The organism is Sorangium sp. So ce295, from assembly GCF_051527405.1.
Taxonomy (GTDB): Bacteria; Myxococcota_A; Polyangia; order Polyangiales; family Polyangiaceae; genus Sorangium; species Sorangium cellulosum_B.
Genome location: NZ_CP150324.1, coordinates 2,475,420 through 2,499,542 on the forward strand (window position 1 = coordinate 2,475,420; position 24,123 = coordinate 2,499,542).

Below are 24,123 nucleotides of genomic sequence, written 5' to 3' on the forward strand. Positions count from 1 at the left end.
CAGGAAGGGAAAGCGGGTGATCTCATGATCACAGGCTCGTCACGTCCACTTGCCGCCCGTGCCGCGGGAGGCACCGGGCTACTCCATGCGCTCGTCGAAGAGAGCGCTCGCCGCCACGCGGACAAGCTGGCCCTCGCCGATCGCCGCAAGGCCTACTCGTACCGCGAGCTCATGGCGCGGGCCTCCGGGCTCGCGCGGACGCTGCGCGCCCGCGGTGTGCGGCCAGGGAGCTTCGTGGCCGTCTGCTGTACGCCGAGCCCGGAGATGGTGATCGCCCAGCTCGCCGTCCTGCTCGCGGGCGGCGCGTACCTCCCTCTGGATCCGCGGTGTCCGCAGCAGCGGCTGTCGTTCATGCTCGAGGACTCAGGCGCCGAGATCCTGCTCGCGGACCGCGGAGGGATCGAGGCCGACGTCGTCTTGCGGATCGACCGGCCCGACGGGGAAGGGAGCGGGGTGGTGGAGGAGGCGGCGCCGAAAGCGCGAGACCCATGGCGACCGCCGGCCGCGGACGACCTGGCCTATCTCATCTATACGTCGGGATCGACCGGAGAGCCCAAGGGGGTGATGATCGAGCACCGTGCGATCGTCAATTTCGTCCTCTGGGATATCGAGACCTTCGGGCTCGGTCCTCACGACCGCGTGAGTCAGGTGTTCGCGCCGTCGTTCGATGGGAGCGTGTGGGAGATCTGGCCCGCGCTCGTGAGCGGGGCGAGCCTGCATTTCGCTGATCGGGCCGACTACGGCAGGCCTGGCGCGCTCTATCGCTGGCTGGCGGAGGAGGCGATCACCTGCTGCAGCTTGCCGACGCCGCTCGCCGAGACGCTGCTTCGAGAGCCCGCGCCGCCGAGGCTGTCGCTGAAGAAGATGCTCGTGGGGGGCGATCGCCTGCGTGCCTATGCGCCCCGGGGCGTGCCCTTCGAGCTCCATAACCTGTACGGGCCCACGGAGGCGACGATCGTCGCGACCTGGGGCAGGGTGGCGGAGGCACCGGACGGCGACCAGCGTCCTCCGCACGTCGGAAAGCCGATCGCCAACGTGCATGTCCGCCTCCTCGATGAGGCACTCCAGCCGGTGCCCCCTGGAGCCGTGGGGGAGCTCTACATCGGTGGAGCAGGGGTCGCGCGGGGCTACCACAACCGGCCTGAGCTCACCCGGTCCCGGTTCATTCGAGACCCCTTCGACACTGGCTCGGCGTGCGACGGCCGCCCGCCGGAGACGCCGAAGGAGGGGCGCCTCTACCGCACCGGCGATCTCGCGCGCCTCCGGCCCGACGGGAACATCGACTTCCTCGGGCGCATCGATCACCAGGTCAAGCTGCGCGGGCATCGGATCGAGCTTGGCGACATCGAGGTCAACCTCGCCGCCCATCCCGGCCTGAAGACGGCCTTCGCCATGCTCCATGCCTCGTCCGCGGGCGAGAGGATCGTCGCCTATGCGGTTCCGGTGAGCGCCGAGGGCGCTCCGGCCGCGGAGGAGGTACTGGCGTTCGCGGCGGAGCGGCTGCCGGCGTACATGGTGCCGAGCCAGCTGATCCTGCTGCGCGAGCTGCCTCTCACGCTGAACGGCAAGATCGATCGAGGCCGGTTGCCTTCCCCGGACGCCGGCAGGACGGGGGTGGCGGCGGACGGCGCCTCGTTCGCCGGCAGCATGGCGCTCCTGTGGGCGAGGGCGCTCGGCGTCGAGTCGGTCGGTGAGGAAGACAGCTTCTTCGCCCTCGGGGGGCACTCCATCGCGGCGCTCTCGGTCCTCGCGGAGGTCGACCGCGCCTTTGCGGTCCGCGCGAGCCTCTCCGATCTCATCGAGGCGCCCACGCTCGCGTCGTTTTGCCGGCGGCTCGAGGAGCGGTATCTTCAGACGAACGCGCTCGGCGTGCGCTCCCTCCCGCGCGCCCTCGCGCGGCCGGCCGAGGCGCACGAGCCCTTCGAGCTCACCGGCGTGCAGCACGCTTACTGGCTCGGACGCCACGAGATCTTCGAGCTCGGCGGCGTCGCCACGCACATCTATGTCGAGCTGGAGGGAACGTTCGATGTGGCGCGGCTCGAGCAGGCATGGCGCAGGGTCGTGGAGCACCATCCGATGCTCCGCGCGGTCATCCGCTCGGACGGTCGTCAGCAGGTGCTGGAGCACGTGCCACCCTACGAGATCGCGACCTACGATCTCGGCGGCGCGAGCGCCGCGGAGGCAGGCGCCCACGTGGAGCGGCTCCGCGACGAGCTCTCCCATCAGGTGCTCCCCGCCGAACGGTGGCCGCTGTTCGACATCCGGGCCACGCGGCTGCCCGGCGGAGCGCAGCGCCTTCACCTGAGCTTCGACGCCCTCATCCTGGACGCGCAGAGTCTGTTTCGCGTCGTCGAGGAGTGGCGCCGCCTCTACGAGGATCCAGGCCGGCTCCTCCTGCCGAGCGCCACGTCCTTCCGGGACTATGTCATGGCGCTCGAGGCGCTCAAGCGCACGGAGGCCTACGCCGCATCCGCCGCGTACTGGAGAAAGCGCGCCCCCTCGCTGCCTCCGGGCCCCGAGCTGCCGCTCGCGAAGGACCCCTGGACGTTGCAGCGGCCGAGGTTCGGGCGCCGGCGCTTCGAGCTCGATCAGGACGCCTTTCGGTCCTTTCGCCAGAAGGCGCACGCCGCGGGGCTCACCGAGGCCGCGGTCCTCCTGAGCGTGTACGCGGAGGTGCTGTCGGCCTGGAGCAAGTCGCCGCATTTCTGCCTCAACCTGACGCTGTTCAACCGCCTTCCCCTGTGCGACGACAGCGATCAGCTCGTCGGCGACTTCACGTCGATCACGCTGCTCGAGGTCGACCACCGCGCGGGCGAGAGCTTCCTGGAGCGCGCCCGGGCCCTTCAACAGCGGCTCTGGGCGGACCTCGACCACCGGCTCTACAGCGGCGTCGAGGTGCTGCGCGATCGGATGGCCCAGGGCCGCCGGCAGGTCGCCGCGCCGGTCGTGTTCACGAGCGAGCTCGGGTTCGAGGCGCTCGGGCGAGACGCTGGGGCGATCGAGCGGTTCGGCCGGGAGGTCGACGCGATCACCCAGACGCCGCAGGTGTGGATCGACCTGCAGGTCGTGGACCGCGGCGGCGCGCTCATCGCGTGCTGGGACGCCGTCGAAGAGCTGTTCCCGCCGGGCGTCCTGGACGCGATGTTCGAGGCGCTCCGCGGCGCGGTCGGGCGGCTCGCGCGGAGCGACGACGCCTGGAGACAGCGGGCCTGGGTGCCAGGCGCTCCGCCCACGGCCCTGCCGGAGGTCGTCGGGCCTCGCGGGCCCGATGCCCTGCTCCACGATGGCTTCGTGGCCTGGGCGGCGAGGGCGCCGGAGCGCGTCGCGGTGGTCACGGGCGAGCGCTCGCTGCGCTACGGCGAGCTGCTCGGGCTGGCCCGGGGGGTCGCGGCGGCGATCCTCGGAGAGCGCGGCGATGGCGAGTTCGTCGGCGTCGTCCTACCGAAAGGATTGGAGCAAGTCGTCGCGGCGCTCGGCGCCTCGATAGCGGGCCGCGCCTACGTCCCCCTCGATGCCTCGCTTCCGGCAGAGCGGCGATTCGCGCTCATGCGTCAGGCGGGCATTCGTACCGTGCTGACGCTCCCTCGTTTCTCGCGCGAGCTCTCCTGGCCCGCTGGGACGCGCTGCATCGAGATCGACGAGCGCGAGCTGTCGCGGCAAGCCGGCGATCTCCCGCCGCGCCGTAGCCCGACCTCCCCTGCATACGTCATCTACACGTCCGGCTCGACGGGGGTGCCCAAGGGCGTCGTGATCGAGCACCGGAGCGCGGTCAACACCGTCGAGGACATCAACGATCGCTTCGGCGTGGGGCCGGACGATCGCGTCTTCGGCATCTCGTCGCTCGGCTTTGATCTGTCGGTCTACGACGTCTTCGGCCCGCTCAGCCGCGGCGGCGCCGTCGTGCTTCCGGACGAGGAGAAGCTCAAGGATCCGGGCCACTTTCGCCACTGCCTCTCGGAGCACGGGGTCACCATCTGGAACTCCGTCCCGTCGCTCGCGGGCCTGCTCGTGGAGACGGCCGGCGACGCCTCGGCGGCGCGCGCGCTCGGCTCCCTGCGGCTCATCCTGATGAGCGGCGACTGGATCCCGGTCGATCTGCCGGCGCGAATCCGCCGCCTGAATCCGCGCGTCCAGATCGTCAGCCTTGGCGGCGCCACCGAGGCGTCGATCTGGTCGATTCACCACGTCATCGGGGAGGTCGACCCGTCGTGGCGCAGCATCCCTTACGGTCGGGCGCTCGCGCGCCAGAGCGTCGAGGTGCTGGACGCGCAGCTCCGGAGGCGCCCTACGTGGGCTGTCGGCGAGCTGTTCATCGGGGGAGTCGGCGTGGCGCAGGGCTACCTGAACGACCCGGAGCGCACAGCGGCATCGTTCATCGTCCACCCCGCGACCGGCGAGCGCCTCTACCGCACAGGAGACCTCGGCCGCTCGCTCCCGAGCGGCGAGATCGAGTTCCTCGGGCGCCAGGACCAGCAGGTCAAGATCAACGGCTACCGCGTCGAGCTCGGCGAGATCGAGGCCGTGCTCCAGCGCTGCCCCGGCGTGCGCGCCTGCGCGGTCGCGGCCCCCGAGGCAGCGCGCGGACGGCGGCTGGTCGCCGGGGTCGTGCTCGCGGAGGAGGCCGTGGGAACGGGCGATCTGCGAGCTCACCTCGCGCGCCACCTGCCGGAGTACATGGTGCCGTCGTCTCTGCGCGTGGTGAGCGAGCTGCCGCTCACGCCGAACGGCAAGGTCGATCGGGCTGCGCTCGCGCGTCTGTGCGATGCGTCGGACGCTGCGCTGCCGGAGGCGCAGCCCGAGGGCGAGATCGAGGCGGTCATCCGCAGCATCTGGGGCGAGGTGCTACGGCGGCCGGAGGCGTCGATCGACGTCACTCGGAACTTCTTCGACATCGGCGGCGATTCGGTCTCCGCGATCCATGTGCTGGCCCGGATCAAGGAGCGGTTCGGGGTCGAGCTCCCGGTCATCGCCGTCTTCGAGCACCCGACGGTGCGGGCCATCGCGGACGTCCTCCGCAAGGCGGAGGCGCCGTGCGGCGGCGAAGGCATCGGGGCGATGGAAGCGGGGCCGCCAGGGAACGGGGCTCCACCCGTGCAGGTGCTTCCGGAGGAGCGGGCTGAGCGCCGTCGTGCGGCGGCCGTGCGCCTCCGGCGCCGGGGGACGTGAGGGATGGCTGGCTCAAGGAGGGACGCGGTGGACAGCAGCGCTGATCGTCAGGATGGCTCCGGCGAGTGCGACCTCGGGGTCGCCATCATCGGTATGGCCGGCAGGTTTCCCGGCGCGGACAACGTGGACGCGTTCTGGGACGACCTCGTCGCTGCGCGCGACGTCCTCACGCGCTTCCACGACGGGCCGGAGCGTCGAGAAGGCGGGCGGCGCTACGTCGACGCGGGGTACATCCTCGGCGATATCGCCGGCTTCGATGCCGGGTTCTTCGCGATGACGCCCCGCGAGGCCGCGGTGACCGATCCGCAGCACCGGCTCTTCCTGGAGTGCGCGTGGGAGGCGCTCGAGCACGCCGGCTACGTCGACGAGGCGCGCGGCACGATCGGCGTGTACGCGGGCGCGAACTTCAATACGTACCTGTACAACGTCTGCCGCGCGCCGTTTTACGAGGACATCGCCAGGCAGCTCGAGGTCGTGATCGGCAACGACAAGGACTACCTGGCTACGCGCGTCTCGTACAAACTCAACCTCACCGGCCCGAGCGTGTCGGTGCAGACCGCCTGCTCGAGCTCGCTCGTCGGCGTCGCCCTGGCCGCGCAGGCGCTGCTGAACCAGCAGTGCGATCTCGCCGTGGTCGGCGGGGTCGGCGTCCGCGCGAAGCAGGAGGTGGGGTACTGGACGGACCCCGACGAGGGGCTCCTCTCGGGGGACGGGAGGTGCCGGCCCTTCGACGCGGAGGGCTCGGGCGTCGTCGAGGGCAACGGCGTCGCGGTCGTCGTGCTGAAGCGGCTCTCGGAGGCGCTCGCAGATCGCGACACGATCCACGCGACGATCCGGGGCTTCGCCATCAACAACGACGGAGCGGGCAAGATCGGGTACACGGCGCCGAGCGTCGCGGGTCAGCAGAAGGTCATCGGCGAGGCGCTCGCGCTCGCGGCCGTCGACCCGAGCACGGTGGCCTACGTCGAGGCGCACGGGACGGGCACGCGGCTCGGCGATCCGATCGAGGTGGAGGCGCTGGGCCGGTATTACGGGCGAGCGGCGGGGGCGCGCTGCGTCCTTGGCTCCGTGAAGTCGAACATCGGACACCTCGACGCCGCCGCGGGGGTGGTCGGCCTGATCAAGGCGACGCTCTGCCTGAAGCACCGCTTCTTGCCGGCGACGCTCCACTATAAGCGACCGAACCCGGCGGCGCGTCTCGAGGAGCTGGGCTTCTCCGTGCTCTCGCGGGGGGAGAGCTTCCCCGCGCCTGAGCGCGGTGCGCGGCGCGCCGCGGTCAGCTCGCTCGGGATCGGCGGCACGAACGCGCACGTGGTGCTCGAAGAGCCTCCCTCCGCAGAGCGCGCGCGACCCGTGGCGCCCGCTCCGGAGCTCCTTGTGGTCTCGGCGCGCTCGCGGGCCGCGCTCGAGTCGGCTTGCCAGCGGCTCGCGGACCACCTCGCAAGGACGCCGGGGCTGCGGTTCGCCGATGTCGCTTACACCTTGCAGGTCGGCCGCAGGACGTTCGAGCACCGGCGGTTCGTCGTGGCGCACGACGTCGCGGACGCGGCGCGCGCGCTGACGGACCCCCGGCGCTTCGTCGAGGGTGACGCGCCCGCCGGCGAAGCGCCCGTGGCGGGCAGTGCGGATGCGCGCGCGACCGCGAAGGAGCGCCTCGGGCGCGCGTGGCTCGCGGGCGCGCCGGTCGATTTTCGCAGCGAGTGGGCGGGACGGGAGGAGGTCGGCCGCGTCCCGCTGCCGACCTACCCGTTCGAGCGAGAGCGTCACTGGATCGATGCGCCGGCGTCCGAGCCCGGGCCGGCGCGAGGGGCCACGACGGAGCGACGACCCGTGGCGGAGTGGCTCTACGCGCCCTCGTGGAGGCGCTCGCCGCCGATCGGCGAGCGCTCGACGAAGCCGCGGCGCTGGCTCGTCTTCGCGGATCGTTCCCGGCTGGCTGCGGCGCTCATCGAGGCGCTCGAGCAGAGGTCGAACGATGTCATCGTCGTGAGCCCGGGCGCAGCGTTCGCCAAGGTCGGCACGGGCCGGTTCCAGATCGATCCGTCGTCGCGCGCCGACCACGATCGGCTGCTGGAGGAGGTCTCCGCGAGCGGAGCGGCTCCGCCCAGCGTGCTCCACCTCTGGAGCCTGACCGAAGACAGCGCGGGGCCGCTGACGTTCGAGGAGCAGCAGCGCCTCGGCTTCTTCGGCCTCCTGCGCCTCTCGCAGGCGATCGCGGCCCGGGGCGCGGGCGACGCGGTTCACGTCGTCGTGCTGACGGATCAGCTCTTCTCGGTGCTGGGCGACGAGCGCATCGTGGCGGACAAAGCGACGCTGCTGAGCGCGTGCAGTGTCCTCCCGCAGGAGATCCCGTCGCTGAGGTGCCAGGTCGTCGACGTCACCGGCTGTGGGACAGGCCTCGTGGAGCACCTCCTCCGCGAACTCGGAGCGGGTGGCGACGAGGGCGAGCGCGCGGATCGGGGATCGGCGTCCGCCGTCCGCGTTGACGAGGGTCGGGGATCGGCGTCCGCCGTCCGCGTTGACGAGGGTCGGGGATCGGCGTCCGCCGTCCGCGTTGACGAGGGTCGGGGATCGGCGTCCGCCGTCCCCTTCGTCGCCTACCGGAACCTCCACCGCTGGGTCGCCGCTTATGAGCCGATCCGCGTGTTCCCCTCCGTTGCACGGTCGCGGCTGCGGGATCGCGGCGTCTACCTCGTCGTCGGCGGGCTCGGAGCGGTCGGCATGGCGCTCTCGGAGCACCTCGCGCGCGCCGCGCGGGCGCGGCTGATCGTGACCAGCCGCGCGGGCCTGATCCCGCGGGACGCGTGGGACGCGTGGGTGCGCTCCCACGACCCGAGCGATCGGGTGAGCAGGCAGATCGCCGCGGTCCAGCGCCTCGAGCGCCTCGGCGCCGAGGTCCTCGTCCTGCCGGCTGACGTCGCCGACGAGGAGCGGATGGCGGGCGTGGTTGCGGAGGCGCACCGCCGCTTCGGCGCGCTCCACGGGGTCGTCCACGCGGCCGGGACGGTGGGGCCCGAGATCTTCCGGGACGCACGGGAGACCGGGCCCGAGCATGCCCGCGCGCACTTCCGAGCCAAGGTGGAGGGGACGCGCGTGCTCGACAGGGTGCTCTCGCGAGAGCTCGACTTCGTGCTCCTCTGCTCGTCGCTCTCGACGATCCTCGGGGGCATCGGCTTCGCGGCCTATGCGGCTGCCAACCACTTCCTGGACGCGTTCGCGGTCGAGCGCAGCCGGAAGGGCGACACCCCCTGGATCGCGGTCGACTGGGACGCCTGGCAGCGCTCCGCCGCGTCGCCGACCTCGACCGCGATCCGGCCGGAGGAGGGCGGCGAGGCGCTGGAAGCCATCCTGTCGCTTGGCACCGCCGGGCAGGTCGTCGTGTCGACCGTCGATCTCGCGGCGCGGTTGGAGCAGATCCAGCGCCGCCTCACATCGGCCGCGGCGAGGGGAGGGGAGGCGCCGCAGGGGCTCGTGGACCCTGCCCCGCCGCGCCGGACTGCGGGGCGGCCTGCGCTGGGCGTGAGCTATGCGCCGTCGAGGAACGACCTCGAGCACTGCCTCGTCGACATCTGGCAGGACGCGCTCGGCGTTGAGCCCATCGGGATCCACGACGCGTTCCGCGATCTCGGCGGAGAGTCGCTCGCGGCGATGCCGCTCGTTGCGCGTATCGCGGAGAGCTTCCGCGTGAAGCTGCCCATCGCGAGGTTCTTCGCCGCATCGACGATCGCCGGGCTCGCCGACGCCATCGTCGAAATCGACCCCGTAGCGGGGCGGGCGATGGCCATCGCGACCGCCGTCCAGAAGGTCAAGCGCATGAGCCCGGACGAGGTCCGGCGCGCGCTCGACGCTGCCCAGAATCGCTGAGCGCAGGAGGCAACCATCATGTCGCTATCAGGCTTCGATCTGTCCGATGAACAACAGAAGCTCGTCGCGATGCTCCTCGGCCAGCAGGGCATCGCGTCCGACGAGAGCGCCGGCCCGAAGCTCCACGTGGATCTGGAGCGCCGGAACGAGCCCTTCCCCCTGACGGACGTGCAGGGTGCGTACTTCCTCGGGCGGAGCGGGCACTTCGAGCTCGGCAACGTCGCGTGCCACGGCTACCAGGAGCTCGACGTCCAGGGCCTCGATGTGGAGCGCTACGAGGAGGCGTGGAACCGGGCCGTCGCGCGGCACGACATGCTGCGCGCCGTGGTGAACCCCGGCGGGACGCAGACCGTCCTCCGCGAGATCCCGCGCTTCCGCGTCGACGTGGTCGACCTCCGCCGCCGGACGCCCGAGGAGCGCGAGCTGGCGCTCCGGGAGGTGCGCGACGCGATGTCCCATCGGGTACCGGACCCGCACCGCTGGCCCATGTTCGCGGTCCGCGTAGCGCGGCTCGACGAAGATCGCGCGCGCATCCACATCAGCTCGGACGCGCTGCTCCTCGACGGCCACAGCGCGGCGCTCCTGCAGGGCGAGATCCGCCGCTTTTACGAGGATCCCGCGTTCGATCCCCCGCCGCTCGCGGTCTCCTTCCGCGACTATGTGCTCTACCTGCGCGCGCAGCAGGATACCGAAGAGTGGCGCGAGTCCGAGCGTTACTGGAAGCGCCGCGCCGAGACCCTGCCGCCGGCGCCCGAGCTGCCGCTCCGCGTGCGGGCCTCCGACATCGAGCGCCCGCGCTTCGTCCGCCGGCAGCGCCGCCTGGAGCCCGCGGTGTGGTCTCGGCTCAAGGACCGGAGCCGGGAGCTCGGCGCCACGTCGTCCGTGCTCGTGCTGGCGGCGTTCGCCGAGGTGCTGCGCCGCTTCGGCAGGCGGCGCGATTTCACCGTCAACCTGACGATCTTCGATCGGCACCCGGTCCATCCCGAGGTCGACCGCATCGCCGGCGACTTCACCAGCACGCTCCTGGTCGAGGTCCGCGATGGCGGCGCGACCTTCGCCGAGCGCGTGCGCGCCCTCCAGGAGAGCTTCCTCCGCGATCTCGAGCACCGCCGGGTGAGCGGCATGCACGCGCTCCGCCACTACGCGCACGTGCACCGCCGAACGGGGGCCGCGCTCATGCCGGTGGTGTTCACAAGCATGCTCGCGATCGGCCCCGCCGGCTGCGCCGCCGCCCCCGCCGGCCACCTCGGTGAGCTCACGTACTCGGTCACGCAGACGCCGCAGGTGCTCCTCGATCACCAGCTCCACGAGGACCACGGCGCGCTGATCCTTGCCTGGGACGCGGTGGAGGACGCGTTCGCTCCGGGGGTGCTGGACGCGATGTTCGCGGCGTACGTGGGGCTGCTCGAGCGGCTCGCCGAGGACGGCTCCTCGGCGTGGCAGGAAAAGCGCCCGGTCGGTCTGCCCGCCGAGCAGACCGCGCTGCGCAGGCGCCAGAACGCCACGGGCGCGCCGGAGAGCGGCGATCTGCTGCACAGCGCCTTCCGCCGGAACGCGCAGGCGCACCCCGAGCGCGAGGCGCTCGTCTGCGAGGATCGGCGCCTCTCGTACGGCGAGCTCGCCGAGCGTGCGGCGTGGCTCTCGGCGCGCCTGCGCGCGCGCGGAGTAGCCCCCGGCGAGCTCGTGGCGGTCGTGATGGAGCGCGGCTGGGAGCAGGTGGTGGCCGTGCTCGCCGTGCTCGAGGCGGGCGGTGCCTACGTGCCCATCGACGCGACGCTGCCCGAGAGGCGCATCCACGCCTTGCTCGAGGCCACGCGGGCGCGCGTCGTGCTCGCGCAGTCGTGGGTCAAGGAGCGCCTCGCGCTGCGCGGCCACGCCGCCGTCGAGACGGTCGACGACGCGGGCCGGTGCGCGCCCTCGCGGGACGCGCCGAGGCAGACGCGCGAGGACGTCGCCTACGTCATCTACACCTCCGGCTCGACCGGCACGCCGAAGGGCGTCGTCATCGAGCACCGGAGCGCCGTCAACACGATCGAGGACATCAACGAGCGCTTCGATGTTGGCCCCTCCGATCGCGTCTTCGGCGTCTCGTCGCTGAGCTTCGACCTGTCGGTCTACGACGTCTTCGGCACGCTCGCGGCGGGCGGCTGCCTGGTGATGCCCGGCCGAGGCCACGACAAGGATCCCGAGCGCTGGCTCGCGCTCGCGCAGCGCGAACGGGTGACGCTCTGGAACAGCGTGCCGGCGCTCCTGCAGATGCTGGTCGACTTCGCCCAGGGGCGCGGCGCTTCGCTCGCGTGCCTGCGGGTCGCGCTCCTGAGCGGCGACTGGATCCCGCTGGATCTCCCCGAGCGGCTGCGCAAGGTTGCGCCCGGCGTCCGTGCCGTGAGCCTCGGGGGCGCGACGGAGGCGTCGATCTGGTCGATCGTTCACCCGATCGAGGGCGCGCTGCCGGGCTGGACGAGCGTGCCGTACGGCCGGCCGCTGCGGAATCAGCGCTGGTACGTGCTCGACGAGCGGATGGAGGAGTGCCCGGACCACGTGACCGGAGAGCTCTACGTCGGCGGTCTCGGCCTCGCCCGCGGCTACTGGGACGATCCGACCAGGACCGCCGAGCGCTTCGTGACGTGGGCGGGGACGGGCGAGCGGCTGTACAGGACGGGGGACCTGGGTCGCTACCGCGAAGGCGGCGTGCTGGAGATCCTCGGCCGCGAGGACCAGCAGGTGAAGGTGGGCGGCCACCGGATCGAGCTCGGCGAGATCGAGGCGGCGCTCGTGGAGCACCCGAGCGTGAGGGAAGCGGTCGTGGCGGCGCAGGGAGAGGCGCAGGACAGCCAGAAGCAGCTCGTCGGCTACGCGACGCTGCGTCCGGGGGCGCAGGCCAGCGAGGCGGAGCTGCTGCAGCACCTGCGCGAGCGGCTGCCGCAGCACATGATCCCGCGGCACATCCGGCAGCTCGACGCGCTGCCGCTCTCGGCCAACGGCAAGGTCGACCGCCGCGCGCTTCCCAAGGTCGACGTGAGCGACCGCTTGGGCGAGTACATCGCGCCGCGCACCGACCTCGAGCGCACGCTCGCCGGGGTCGTCGCCGAGGTGCTGCGCCTCCCCCAGGTGAGCGTCAAGGCCCGCTTCCTCGAGCTTGGCGCGACCTCCCTCGCCCTCGTCGAGGTCCACAAGGTTCTCGAGGCGCGGCTCGGCCGAGAGATCGCCGTGCTCGACCTGTTCGAGCACGGGAGCGTGGCCGCCCTCGCGGCGCGCCTGGATATGGCCTGCCGCGACGTCGGTCCTGCAGCTGGCGAGGGCGCCGCGCGAGCGACCGAGGACCCCGTGAGCCTCGCGCGCCTGCAAGGAGCGCGGCGCCGGCAGCAGCGCGCGCGGGGTCGCTCGACCGAGAACGAGAGCGAGAGCGAGGAGCAGCGATGAGCGAGGACAGGCTCTTGGACGAGACGAACGCGGTTGCGATCATCGGCATGGCGTGCCGGTTCCCCGGCGCGAAGACCGTTGACCAGTTCTGGGACAACCTCCTGCATGGCAGGGAGTCGATCGCGCGGTTCTCGATCGACGAGCTCCGCGCCGCCGGCGTCCCGGAGGAGCTCGCGAAGCACCCCGACTACGTGCCGGCAGGCGGCGTGCTCGACGACGTCTACGCCTTCGACGCGGCGCTCTTCGGCTACGCGGAGGGCGAGGCCGAGCTCATCGACCCGCAGCAGCGCCTCTTTCTGCAGTGCGCGTGGGAGGCCCTCGAGGATGCCGGCTACGCGCCGCGCGGCGTCTCGGTCCCGACCGGCGTCTTCGCCGGATGCAGCGCGAGCACGCACCTCCCGCCCGCGCTCCTCGACCCGAGGGAAGGAGCGACGGCGAGATCCCTCCGCCTGCTCACGGCGAACGACAAGGACTACCTGGCCACGCGCGTCTCGTACAAGCTCGACCTCAAGGGGCCGAGCCTCACGGTCCAGACGGCGTGCTCGACCTCGCTCGTGGCCGTGCACCTCGCCGCTCAGTCGATCCTGAGCGGCGAGTGCGCGATGGCGCTCGCGGGCGGCGCGACGATCACGCTGCCTCAGGAGGTCGGCTACCTCTACCAGGAGGGGTTGATCCTCTCGCCCGACGGGCGGTGCCGCGCCTACGACGAGCGAGCGGCGGGCGTGGTCGGGGGCAACGGCGTGGGCGTGGTCCTGCTCAAGCGCCTCGCGGAGGCGATCGCCGACGGCGATCCCATCTGGGCGGTGCTGCGCGGCTCGGCCGTGAACAACGACGGCGCGGACAAGATCGGCTACACCGCGCCGAGCGCCGAGGGGCAGGCGCGGGTCATCGCCGAGGCGCTCGCGGTCGCCGATGTCTCCGCCGCGAGCGTCGGCTACCTCGAGGGGCACGGCACCGGCACGCCGCTCGGCGATCCGATCGAGGTGCAGGCGCTCACGCGCGTCTTCCGTGCCGAGACCGACGCGCAGTCGTTCTGCGCCCTCGGCTCGGTGAAGAGCAACATCGGGCACCTCGACGCTGCGGCCGGCATCGCGAGCCTGATCAAGGCCGCCCTCGTGGCTCACCACGGGCAGATCCCCCCGAGCCTCCACGTCGATCGGCCGAACGCGAAGATGGAGATCGAGCGGTCCCCCTTCTATCTCGCCAAGGAACGGCGCTCCTGGCCCGCCGGCGCCACGCCTCGTCGCGTCGGCGTCAGCTCGTTCGGGTTCGGCGGCACGAACGCGCACGCCGTCCTGGAGGAGCCGCCCCGGCGCGGGCGTCGCGAGTCTTCGTCCCGCGTTCGCCCTGTGGTGACGCTGTCGGCGATGAGCGACGAGCGCCTCCTCGCGCTCGCGGGCGCCTACTGCGATCGCCTCCGCGGCGGCGGCGGGCCGACCCACGAGGTCGCCGACGTCGCGTACACCACCAACGTCGGCAGGCACCACTTCACGCGCCGCCTGGCCATCGTCGCGGACTCCCACGACGAGCTGCGGCGTGCTCTGGGGTCCGGGGCGGAGGGCGCCGAACGGCGACCCGGAGCCCCGAGCGTCGATCCGAACGCGCGCCGCTTCCAGAGCAGCGGCGCGCACTCTCTCTCGGGCATCAAGCCGGTCTTCCTCTTCACCGGTCAGGGAGCGCAATACGCGGGGATGGCGAGGGGGCTCTACGAGGCGCACCAGCCGTTCCGGGCCGCGTTCGACCGCTGCGCAGCCGTCCTGCGCGACCGGTTCGACCTCGTCCGGATGGTCACCTCGCTCGACGGGGGCGAGAGGCTCAAGGAGACGCGCTACGCGCAGCCGTGCCTGTTCTCCGTCGCGTTTGCGCTCTCCGAGCTCTGGAAGGCCTGGGGCGTCGCGCCGGCCGCCGTGCTTGGCCACAGCGTCGGCGAGCTCGCGGCCGCCGCCGTGGCCGGCGTGCTGAGCCTGGAAGACGCGCTCCGGCTCACCGCCGTGCGCGGCGAGCTCATGCACGGCGCGCCCGGTCCAGGGGAGATGGTGGCCGTGTTCGCGCCGCGCGGGCTCGTCGAGGACCAGCTCGCGGGCGGATCGGGGCCGGTCGCCATTGCGGCGATCAACGGCGAGGAGCGCGTCGTCATCTCGGGCGCGCGGGACGCCGTGCGGAAGCACGTCGAGGCCTTCGAGCGCCGGGGCGTCACCACCCGCCCGCTCCACGTCGCGCACGCCTTCCACTCGCCGCTGATGGAGCCTGTCCGCGACCCGCTGCGGCGCGCGGCCGAGGTCCCGCACCACCCTGCGAGCATGGCCCTGTTCCTGAACGTGGGCGGCCGGGTGCTCCGGCCCGGAGAGCGGCTCGACCCCGCATACTGGCCGGAGCAGCTCCTCTGCCCGGTGGAGTTCGCGCGCTGCCTCGGGCTCGCCGCGCGCGAGGGCCACCGCGTGTTCCTGGAGATCGGACCTCAGGCCGTGCTGACGAAGCTCGGCGCCGAGGTGCTCTCCGGCGGCGATGCGGTCTTCATCGCCTCGCTCTCCGGCGGCCAGGACGATCGCGACGCGATCTCGGAGGCGCTCGCGCAGCTCTACGCCGCTGGCGTGGACATCGACTGGGCGGCCGTTCACGACGGCCAGGGCCGTCGCGTGCGCCTCCCCGCGACGCCGTTCGAGCGGGTCGAGCTCCGCGGCCCCGCCGCGGAGGCGCCCGAGAGAGCCGTGCAGGGAGGCGGCAACGACGTCTTCCCCGATCTCATGCGCGCCGGGAGCGAGCAGGCGGAAGCAGGGCTCGTCGCGCTCGATCTCGCGACCCACGTCGAGGAGGAACGGTCCCTCGAGGATCTGTGCTCGTCCTACTTCCGCCTCGCGTTCGGGCACCTCGGGCTCTTCCGGGGCGAGGCTCGGGGCGGAGGGCTCCGTCAGGCGACCCGGAGCCCGGAGGGGGACCTCGGGTGGTCGACGCCGGAGGAAGCCTGCGCAGCGGCCGGGGTCGCTCCCCGCTTCGTTCGCGTCGTGCGCTCCGTCGCCGAGACCCTCGCGGCGCGTGGCGAGCTACGGCGAGGCGACGGCGGGCGCTACGGCGAGCTCGCGTCGATCTCGCCGGAGGCGTGCGCGCGCGCCGAGCGCGCCGCGGCGGCGTTCCATGCGAGGACGTCCGCGCTCGGGGAGATCGTGCTCGCCATGGGCCGGGCGTTGCCCGCGGTCCTGACGGGGGCGCGCGACCCGCGCGCCGCGATCTTCAGCGATGGCAGCGTGGACGCCGCCTACCGCGTCTACGCGGAGCTCCCGACGTCGCGCTACTTCAACGGGATCGTGCGCGAGGTCGTGCGCGCCCTCGTCGAGAGCGAGCTCCGGCCGGCGCGGATCCTGGAGATCGGCGGCGGCACCGGCGCCACCACGGAGCAGATCCTCCCGCTGCTCGACGGCGACACGGCCTACGTGTTCACCGATGTATCGCGCGTATTCCTGGAGCGCGCGCGAGAGCGCTTCTCCTTCTATCCGAAGCTCGAACTCCGCCTCCTCGACATCGGCAGGAGCTTGCTCGAGCAGTCGTTCGCTCCGCACAGCTTCGACCTCATCGTCGCCGCGAACTCCGTGCACGCCGCGCCGGACCTCCGGCGCGCCCTTCAGAATGCCAGGAGCCTTCTGGCGCCGTCCGGTGTGCTCGTCCTCTATGAGGTCACGCGCAACAGCCTTACCGCTGATTTGACGACGGGCTTGCTCCTCGGCGACGTGACCGACGGCGAGCTGCGCCGCGGGCGCATGTTCCTGGAGGAAGACGCGTGGGAGCGCCTGCTGGCGGAGTGCGGCTTCGTCCAGCGCAAGGCGCTCCCGGACGCGCGCTCGGCAGGGGCGCCCATCGGCGAGCGGGTGCTGGTCGCGCAGGCCGGGGGGAAGCGGCGGGCCTTCGTGGGCAGAGCCGCAGCGCGCCGCGACCGCGCGCCGGGTGAGGCCGTCCGGACAGACCTGTTCTACGGCATCGACTGGCGCCCCGCGGCGGAGCTCGCGGCCGCGCCGCACTCGACCGACGCACTACGTGGGACCGCCTGGATCGTCTGCGCGGACCGCGGCGGCTTCGCGCGCACGTTCGTCGAAGCCCTCGCGAGGGCCGGCGCGCGCGCCTCCGTGGTGCTCACGCCGGACACGCCCGGAGGCGAGGCAGCGTTCGCGGGCGCCACCTGCCACGTGGTCGATCTCGACCAGCCTGAGGGTCTGGCTCGCGCTGTGCGAGCGATCGACCAGGACCGAGCCCTCGCCCGGCGATCCATTGCGTGCTTCTGGGGTCTGGACGCGGAGCGCGCTGATACCGTCACCGCCATCAGCGCTGCGCAGCGCCGGCACCTGAAGGGGATGCTGCACCTCGTTGGAGCGCTCGACGGGACCTCGTGGGAAGACCTCGAACGGTTCCTGGTCTTCACGCGCGGTGCGCAAGCGATCGGCGATGAGGCCCCTGCCGTCGCCGAGGCGCCGCTCCTCGGCTTCGTGCGCAGCATTGCCGTGGGGCACCCGGAGCTGCACCTCCGGCTCGTCGATGTCGACCCGGCCATGGCGCCGCAGGATCTGGCGCCCGTGCTCGATGTCCTCACGCGGATAGGGCCGAACGAGGAGATCGTCGCGCTTCGCGGCGAGAGGGTGCTCGCGCCGCGCATCGTGCGGATGTCGCGGCGTGACTTCGGCGCGGCCGATGCCGAGATCCCGGTGTCGCCCGATCGCACGTACCTCATCGTGGGCGGCCGCGGCGGGATCGGGATGAAGGTCGCCGAGCGGCTGGCCGACAAGGGCGCGCGGCACCTCGTGCTCCTCGGCCGGTCGGAGCCCGGCGAGCGGGCGCTCTCCCTCGCAGAGGACCTGCGCGCGCGTGGCGTGAAGGTAGACCTCGCTCGCGGCGACGTGACTGATCTCGCGGCCATGCGCGCGCTCATCGATGAGATTCAGCGTTCCGGTGCGGCGCTCGGCGGCGTCGTCCACAGCGCGCTCGACCTCGGCGCGGGCATGTCGTCAGGGCGTCCTCTGTGGGACGAGTTCGCGACCGTCCTCGCACCCAAGGTCGAGGGGGCGTGGGTGCTCCACGAGGTCACGCGCGACCTCTCCATCGACTTCTTTCTCCTGTTCTCCTCTTCCGTCAGCCTCGTTCCGGCGTACGGCTTGCCGCATTACGGTGCGGCGAACGCGTTTCTCGATGCGCTCGCGGCATTCCGTCGTGCCCGAGGCCTCCCCGCGCTCAGCGTCAGCTGGGGCCTCTGGCTGCACGTCGGCGCTGTCGCGGATCCGGTGCACGCCGCACAGGTCGAGCGCGGGGGCCTGCTGGGCCTCACCCCCGAGTACGCCCTGGCGTGCCTCGATCGCGCGTTCGGGACGGCGAGGGTGCACCTCGGGATCCTCGACGCCCGCTGGCCCGAGCTGCTGCGTGGCTATCCGCGGAGCGCGGTGCCCGCCATCTACGACGAGGTCGAACGGCCCGCGGACCCAGCGGAGCCGGTGGAGGAGGACGCGGCAGGCCGCAGACTCAAGGCATTGCCCGAAGGCGCACGCGCTACCGAGACGGCGGCACACGTTCGCCGACGCCTCGCCCGGATGCTCCGCATCGACGAGGGGCGAATCGAGCCCACCGCAAACCTGATGGAGCTCGGCCTCGATTCGTTGATGTTCCTGAACCTCACTGCCTCGCTCTCGAAGGAGCTCAGTGTCCGGATCGCGCCGAACAAGGTCCTGCGCGCCGCGAACGGGGTGCCGACGGCCGGCGCCCTGACCGAGCACATCACCGCAGCGCTCACGGGTGCTGAGCCTGCACAAGGCGACGACCCGCGCGCTTTCTTCCAGAACGACGAGGCGGGGCGGTACGACCCATTCCCCCTGAACGAGGTGCAGCAGGCGTACTGGATCGGCCGCGGCGCCGACATGATCCTCGGCGATGTGTCCTGCTACGGCTACTCTGAGCTCGACTGCAAGGCCCTCGATCTCGCGCGCCTCGAGCGCGCCTTGCAGCGCCTCATCGATCGTCACGACATGCTGCGTGTCGTCCTCTTGCCCGACGGCCGGCAGCAGGTGCTCGAGGCCGTCCCCGCCTATCGGATCGAGCTGCTCGACCTCTCGGGGACGTCCAACTCCGAGCGGGCGGACAGGCTTGCTGAGCTCCGCGCCTCGCTCTCGCACCGGGCTGCCCCGTGTGAGCGCTGGCCGCTCTTCGATATCCGCGCCACGCGCATCGACGAAGGCACCACCCGCGTCCACCTCGGCATCGACATGATCGCTCTCGACGGCCGCAGCATGGCGATCGTGCTGCGCGAGTGGGCCGAGCTCTACGAGGTGGAAGACCGAGAGCTGCCCCCGCTCGGCGTCCGCTTCCGCGATTATGTCGCGGCTCAGCGCGCCTTCGAGCGCTCCGCGACCTATGCACGCTCATGGCGGTACTGGGAGGCGCGCCTCCAGGACATGCCGCTCGGACCGGCGCTGCCCCTCGCCAAGGATCCGGCGCGCATCCAGAAGCCGCGCTTCGAGCGCCGGGGGCACCGGCTCCCGCGCGAGGCGTGGTCGCGGCTGAAGTCGCGGGCGGCGAGCTTCGGGCTCACGCCCTCAGGGGTGCTGCTCGCCGTCTACGCGGAGGTGCTCGGCGCCTTCACGCGCCGCCAGCGGTTCACGCTGAGCCTGCCGACGTTCAACCGATTGCCGATCGACCCACAGGTGCAGGAGGTCGTCGGTGAGTTCACGACGCTGACGCCGCTCGTCGTCGATCGCCGGCAGGGAGCGACGTTCGTCGAGCGCGCGATGGCCGTCCAGCGGCAGCTCCTCGACGATCTCGAGCACCGTCATGTGGGCGGCGTGCGCGTGCTGCGCGAGCTCCGGAGGATGCATGAGGACCGGCCGGAGCTCATCACGCCGGTGGTCTTCACGAGCCTCTTCGGCCTCGACCGTCAGGCCGACACGCAGCAGGCGGACGACGCCGCGCAGACGGCGAGGCTCGGCGAGATGGTGTTCAGCATCAGCCAGACGCCGCAGGTCCTGCTCGATCACCACGTCCACGAGAGCGAGGGGCGCCTCGGTGTCTACTGGGACGCGGTCGAGGAGGCGTTCGCGCCGGGCGCGCTGGAGGCGATGTTCGCGGCGTACACGGGGCTTCTGGAGCGGCTCGGCGAGGAGGGCTCTCCGGCATGGCAGGAGGCGAGCCCGGTCGGCTTGCCCGCTGACCAGGCCGCGCTGCGCCGGCGGCAGAACGCCGCCGGAGCGCCGGAGAGCGGTGATCTTCTGCACAGCGCCTTCCGCCGCAACGCGCAGGCGCATCCCGAGCGCGAGGCGCTCGTCTGCGACGAACGACGCCTCTCGTACGGCGAGCTCGCCGGGCGCGCCGCGTGGGTCTCCGACAGGATCCTCGCGCGCGGCGTGGCCTCCGGCGAGCTCGTGGCGGTCGTGATGGAGCGCGGCTGGGAGCAGGTGGTGGCCGTTCTGGCCGTGCTCGAGGCGGGCGGCGCTTACGTGCCCATCGACGCGACCCTGCCCGAAAAGCGCATCCACGCCTTGCTCGAGACCACGGGCGCGAAGCTCGTGTTGACGCAAACCGCGGTGAAGGGGCGCATCACCCTCCCTCGAGGCATCGAGATCGAGACGGTCGATGACGCCGGTCATCGCGCGCCGTCATGGGGTGAGCCGCGGCAGGGTCCTCACGATCTCGCCTACATCATCTACACGTCGGGCTCCACGGGGGTCCCCAAGGGCGTGATGATCGAGCACCGGAGCGCGGCCAACACCGTGGAGGACATCAACGATCGGTTTGGCGTGGGACCGGAGGATCGCGTCTTCGGCATCTCGTCGCTGAGCTTCGATCTGTCGGTCTACGACGTCTTTGGAACGCTCGCCGCAGGCGCCTGCCTGGTGATGCCAGAGCGGGGGGCCGAGAAGGACCCAGCGCACTGGCTGTCGCTGCTGCGGCGCGAACGAGTGACGCTCTGGAACAGCGTGCCGGCGCTCCTGCAGATGCTCGTCGACTACGCCGAGGGGAGCGCGGCGACGCTCGACCTGCGGCTCGCGCTGCTCAGCGGCGACTGGATTCCGCTGGAACTGCCAGAGCGGCTGCGCAGGCTCTCGCCGGGAACCCGGTGCATCAGCCTCGGAGGCGCGACCGAAGCGTCGATCTGGTCGATCGTTCACCCGATCGAGCGAGCGTTGCCGGGCTGGACGAGCGTGCCCTACGGTCGGCCGCTGCGGAACCAGCGCTGGTACGTGCTCAACGATCGGATGGAGGAGTGCCCGGACCACGTGACAGGAGAGCTCTATATCGGCGGTCTCGGCCTCGCCCGCGGTTACTGGGGGGACGCCACGAAGACGGCCGAGCGCTTCATCTCCTGGGCCGGCGCTTCAATGAGCGGGGCCTCGCTCGGACAAGCCGAGCTGGGCCCTCAAGCGCTCATCGGAGAACGGCTGTACAAAACAGGTGATCTCGGCCGGTGGAGAGACGGGCTCATCGAGCTGCTCGGTCGCGATGATCAACAGGTCAAGGTCGGTGGCCATCGCGTCGAGCTCGGCGAGATCGAGGCGGCCTTCGCTGCTCACCCTTCCGTCAAGGCGGCAGCGGTCGTCGCGCACGGCGACCCCAGGGACAGCCGCAAGCAGCTCGGCGGGTATGTCGTGCTGCGCGACGGCGCCCAGGCGAGCGAGGCCGAGCTCCTGCAGCACCTGCGCGAACGGCTGCCGGAGCACATGGTGCCGCGGCACGTCCGAGCGATCGACGCGCTGCCGCTCTCGGCCAATGGCAAGGTCGACCGCAGCGCATTGCCGAGGATCGACGCAGCCGAGCAAGTCGGCGAGTACATCGCTCCTCGCACCGATCTCGAGCGCCATGTCGCCGCGCTGTGGCAGGAGATCCTCGGAGCGCCTCGCGTCTCTCTGCGATCGAGCTTCTTCGAACTCGGCGGCGATTCGCTCGCCGCCACCCGCTTCGTCCTGGAGATCGAGCGGCGGTACGGGCTCAAGGTGCCGATCCGCGCGCTGTTCACCGAGCCGGTGCTCGAGCGCCTCGTCGCCCGGATCCAGGCCGCCTCCTTGGAAACCCCGGCGACGGGCGAGGAGCTCGGACGCGCGGTGCCACATGACGTTCTGTTTCCGCACTCGACCGTGACGGAGCTCGCGTGTGCGCCGGAGGACTCCGATGGATCACGGCGCGGCATCCAGGCAGTCCGGTTGAACCGGGCGGTGGATACGGCGCAGATTTTCTGCATCGAGGCGCCGGGAGACGGCATGTGGAGGCACGATGCGCTCGCCCGAGCGCTCGACGGCCGGGCGACCGTGATCGCCGTCGAACGTGCTGCAAGCGAGGGAGAAGATCTCAGCGTCGATGCGCTTGCCGACGACTGCGCTGCGGTGTTGCATCCGCTCGGCAGAAACCGAGTCCCCTGTGTGCTCGTGGGCTGGTCATTCGGCGGCGTGATCGCGCTCGAGGTCGCGCGCCGCCTCCGGGACGCCGGCGCGCCGCTCGTTTCGCTCATCCTGCTCGACAGCGCGGCGCCTTCGGTGGTTCGTGACGGCGTCGAGCGGTGGCTCGACCTGCCGCTCGACCAGGTTCCCGCGGGTGCGCTCATCCAGGCGTGGGATGCGTCGCGGGATCAGGCAACGCCCGTGCATCGCGGCATTCTCCCCCCCGGCGACGATGCCGCGACATGGAGGAGCATCTCCCTGCACCTGTCGGCCAAGCTCCGCGCCCTCGGGCGGTACGAGCCGCGAGCTTACGCCGGGGACGCGCTCCTCATCTCGGCGCAGGCGTCCAGCGGCCCATCGCCCGATCTCCCGCCGGATCGTGGGTGGACGCCGATCCTCGCGGGGCGCTTCGAGATCGAGACGCTCGACTGCGGGCACTACGACTTCTCGCTCGATCCCATTGCGTCGCGCGTCGCTGCGATCGTCGCGCGCGTGCTGGCGGGGACTGCGAACGCCGATCCCCGACCCATGTCGAAGGGGACGCTGCACGCCGATCCTCGACTCACGTCGGAGGAGGCTGCGCAATGAGCGATCGAGGGCGCTGGCTCATCAGGAGCGCACCGAGCGCGAAGCCCCGCGCGCGGCTTCTGTGCTTGCCCCATGCGGGCGCGGGTGCGTCGCTCTTCCGCCTCTGGCCGGAGCGCGCGCCCGAGGGGGTCGAGGTCGTTCGCGTCCAGCTGCCCGGTCGGGAAGAGCGCGCGCGCGAGCCGCCGTTGCTCTCGATGACGGCGGTCGTCGAGGCCATCGAGCGCGAGCTCGGCGATGGGCCGCCGACGGTGATATTCGGACACAGCCTCGGGGGGCTCATTGCGTTCGAGCTGGCGAAGCGCCTCCATGAGGCCGGCGCCACGCCCGCGCGGCTCTTCGTCTCCGGAGCGCGTCCCCCGCACCTGCCCGATCCGCACCAGCTCCACCGCCTGCCGGAGCCGGATTTCATCGAGGCGCTGCAGCGGCGAGGCGGGATCCCCGACGATGTTCTCCGGCACGCCGAGCTCCGCGAGATGGTCAGTCGGCTGCTGCGCGCCGATCTCGCCGTCGCGGAGACCTGGCACCGCCCCGAGCCCGTCGCCCTGCCGGTGCCCATCACCGTGTGTGCCGCGAGGGCCGACACCGTGGTTTCCTGGGAAGCGACCGCGCAGTGGAGCCTCTGTTCGACCCGGGGCTACGAGCGCGTCGAGCTCCCCGGAGACCACTTCTTCGTCAAGCAGCACGACGCGCTCGTGATGGCCGCCGTGTTCCCCAGGATTTTTCAGGCCACTGCGACGAGATGAACGACACCACACCTTCCGTGCAGCTGCGCATTCGCGGGCTGGACAAGACGTATCCCGGCGGCGTCCGCGCCCTGTCCGGCATCGATCTCGACGTCGGCCCTGGACTCTTCGGCCTGCTCGGGCCGAACGGCGCCGGCAAGAGCAGCTTGATGCGGACGCTCGCCACGCTCCAGCGACCGGATGCAGGCTCGATCCACCTCGGCGAAACCGACGTGCTCGCGGACCCGGCGGCGCTCCGGCGCCGGCTCGGCTACCTGCCCCAGGACTTCGGCGTGCATCCCGGCGTGACGGCGCGGGGGCTGCTCGATCACATCGCGTTGATGAAGGGCCTTGTGGACGGCCGCGAACGCTCGCGCGCGGTTCATGAGCTGCTCGAGCGCGTCAACCTCACGGGTACGGCCGACCGCCCGGTCGCGGAGTTCTCGGGCGGGATGCGGCAGCGCGTCGGCATCGCGCAGGCGCTCCTCGGCTCTCCGCGGCTCGTGATCGTCGATGAGCCGACCGCGGGGCTCGATCCGGCCGAGCGCAACCGGCTTCACCAACTCCTCTCGGAGATCGGCGCTGAGGCGATCGTCATCCTCTCCACGCACCTCGTGGACGATGTCGCCAGCCTCTGCGCGGATATGGCGATCCTCTCGGGCGGCCGCATTGTCCGTCGCGGGCCGCCCGCAGCCGCGTGCGCGGAGCTCGAGGGCAAGCTCTGGCAGGCGCGTCTGGCACGCGCGCGGCAGGCCGAGGTCACCCGAGACCTACGGCCTCTACAGGTGTCTCCGAGGAGCGGCGACGTCGTGGTGACGGTGGTGAGCGCGACGCCGCCCGGCGACGCGTTCCGCCCGAAGACGCCGGAGCTCGAGGACCTCTACCACCACAGCCTGCGCGAGGCGTCCGCGTGACGACCCCCGCGACGTGGGATTCGGGGCGAAGGGTGCAAGGCGACCCGGAGC

General features: G+C 71.8%; 5 protein-coding genes and 3 pseudogenes. All 8 read left to right on the top strand.

The genetic code is table 11. From position 1 onward, the window contains the following. Nucleotides 1–24: 24 nt before the first annotated feature. The 8 genes and pseudogenes from WMF11_RS09470 (at nucleotide 25) to WMF11_RS09505 (ending at nucleotide 24,072) form a co-directional block, all read left to right on the top strand. A complete protein-coding gene (locus WMF11_RS09470; RefSeq protein ID WP_437977236.1) occupies nucleotides 25–5,166 on the top strand; it encodes an amino acid adenylation domain-containing protein in 5,142 nt (1,713 codons plus the stop codon). 27 nt (nucleotides 5,167–5,193) lie between these two features. Further along, nucleotides 5,194–9,030: an SDR family oxidoreductase gene (locus WMF11_RS09475; protein WP_437977237.1), complete on the top strand. Its 3,837-nt coding sequence runs from the start codon at nucleotides 5,194–5,196 to the stop codon at nucleotides 9,028–9,030. Between the two features lie 18 nt (nucleotides 9,031–9,048). Further along, nucleotides 9,049–12,453 (top strand): non-ribosomal peptide synthetase, encoded by a 3,405-nt coding sequence (locus WMF11_RS09480; RefSeq protein WP_437977238.1) that lies wholly within the window; start codon nucleotides 9,049–9,051, stop codon nucleotides 12,451–12,453. After that, a pseudogene (locus WMF11_RS09485) lies at nucleotides 12,450–19,565 on the top strand (SDR family NAD(P)-dependent oxidoreductase); the annotation flags it as partial. The gene WMF11_RS09480 and the pseudogene WMF11_RS09485, both read left to right, overlap by 4 nt. Before the next feature lie 144 nt (nucleotides 19,566–19,709). Continuing rightward, nucleotides 19,710–21,179 (top strand): annotated as a pseudogene (locus WMF11_RS09490) (amino acid adenylation domain-containing protein); the annotation flags it as partial. A gap of 108 nt (nucleotides 21,180–21,287) precedes the next feature. After that, nucleotides 21,288–22,436 (top strand): annotated as a pseudogene (locus WMF11_RS09495) (alpha/beta fold hydrolase); the annotation flags it as partial. After that, complete coding sequence (locus tag WMF11_RS09500; RefSeq protein ID WP_437977239.1) at nucleotides 22,433–23,179, top strand: thioesterase II family protein; 747 nt, start codon at nucleotides 22,433–22,435, stop codon at nucleotides 23,177–23,179. The pseudogene WMF11_RS09495 and the gene WMF11_RS09500, both read left to right, overlap by 4 nt. Then, the gene (locus WMF11_RS09505) at nucleotides 23,176–24,072 is read left to right on the top strand and encodes an ABC transporter ATP-binding protein (protein WP_437977240.1); all 897 of its coding nucleotides are present in this window, start codon (nucleotides 23,176–23,178) and stop codon (nucleotides 24,070–24,072) included. Before WMF11_RS09500 ends, WMF11_RS09505 begins: the two co-directional genes overlap by 4 nt. Nucleotides 24,073–24,123: the final 51 nt, after the last annotated feature.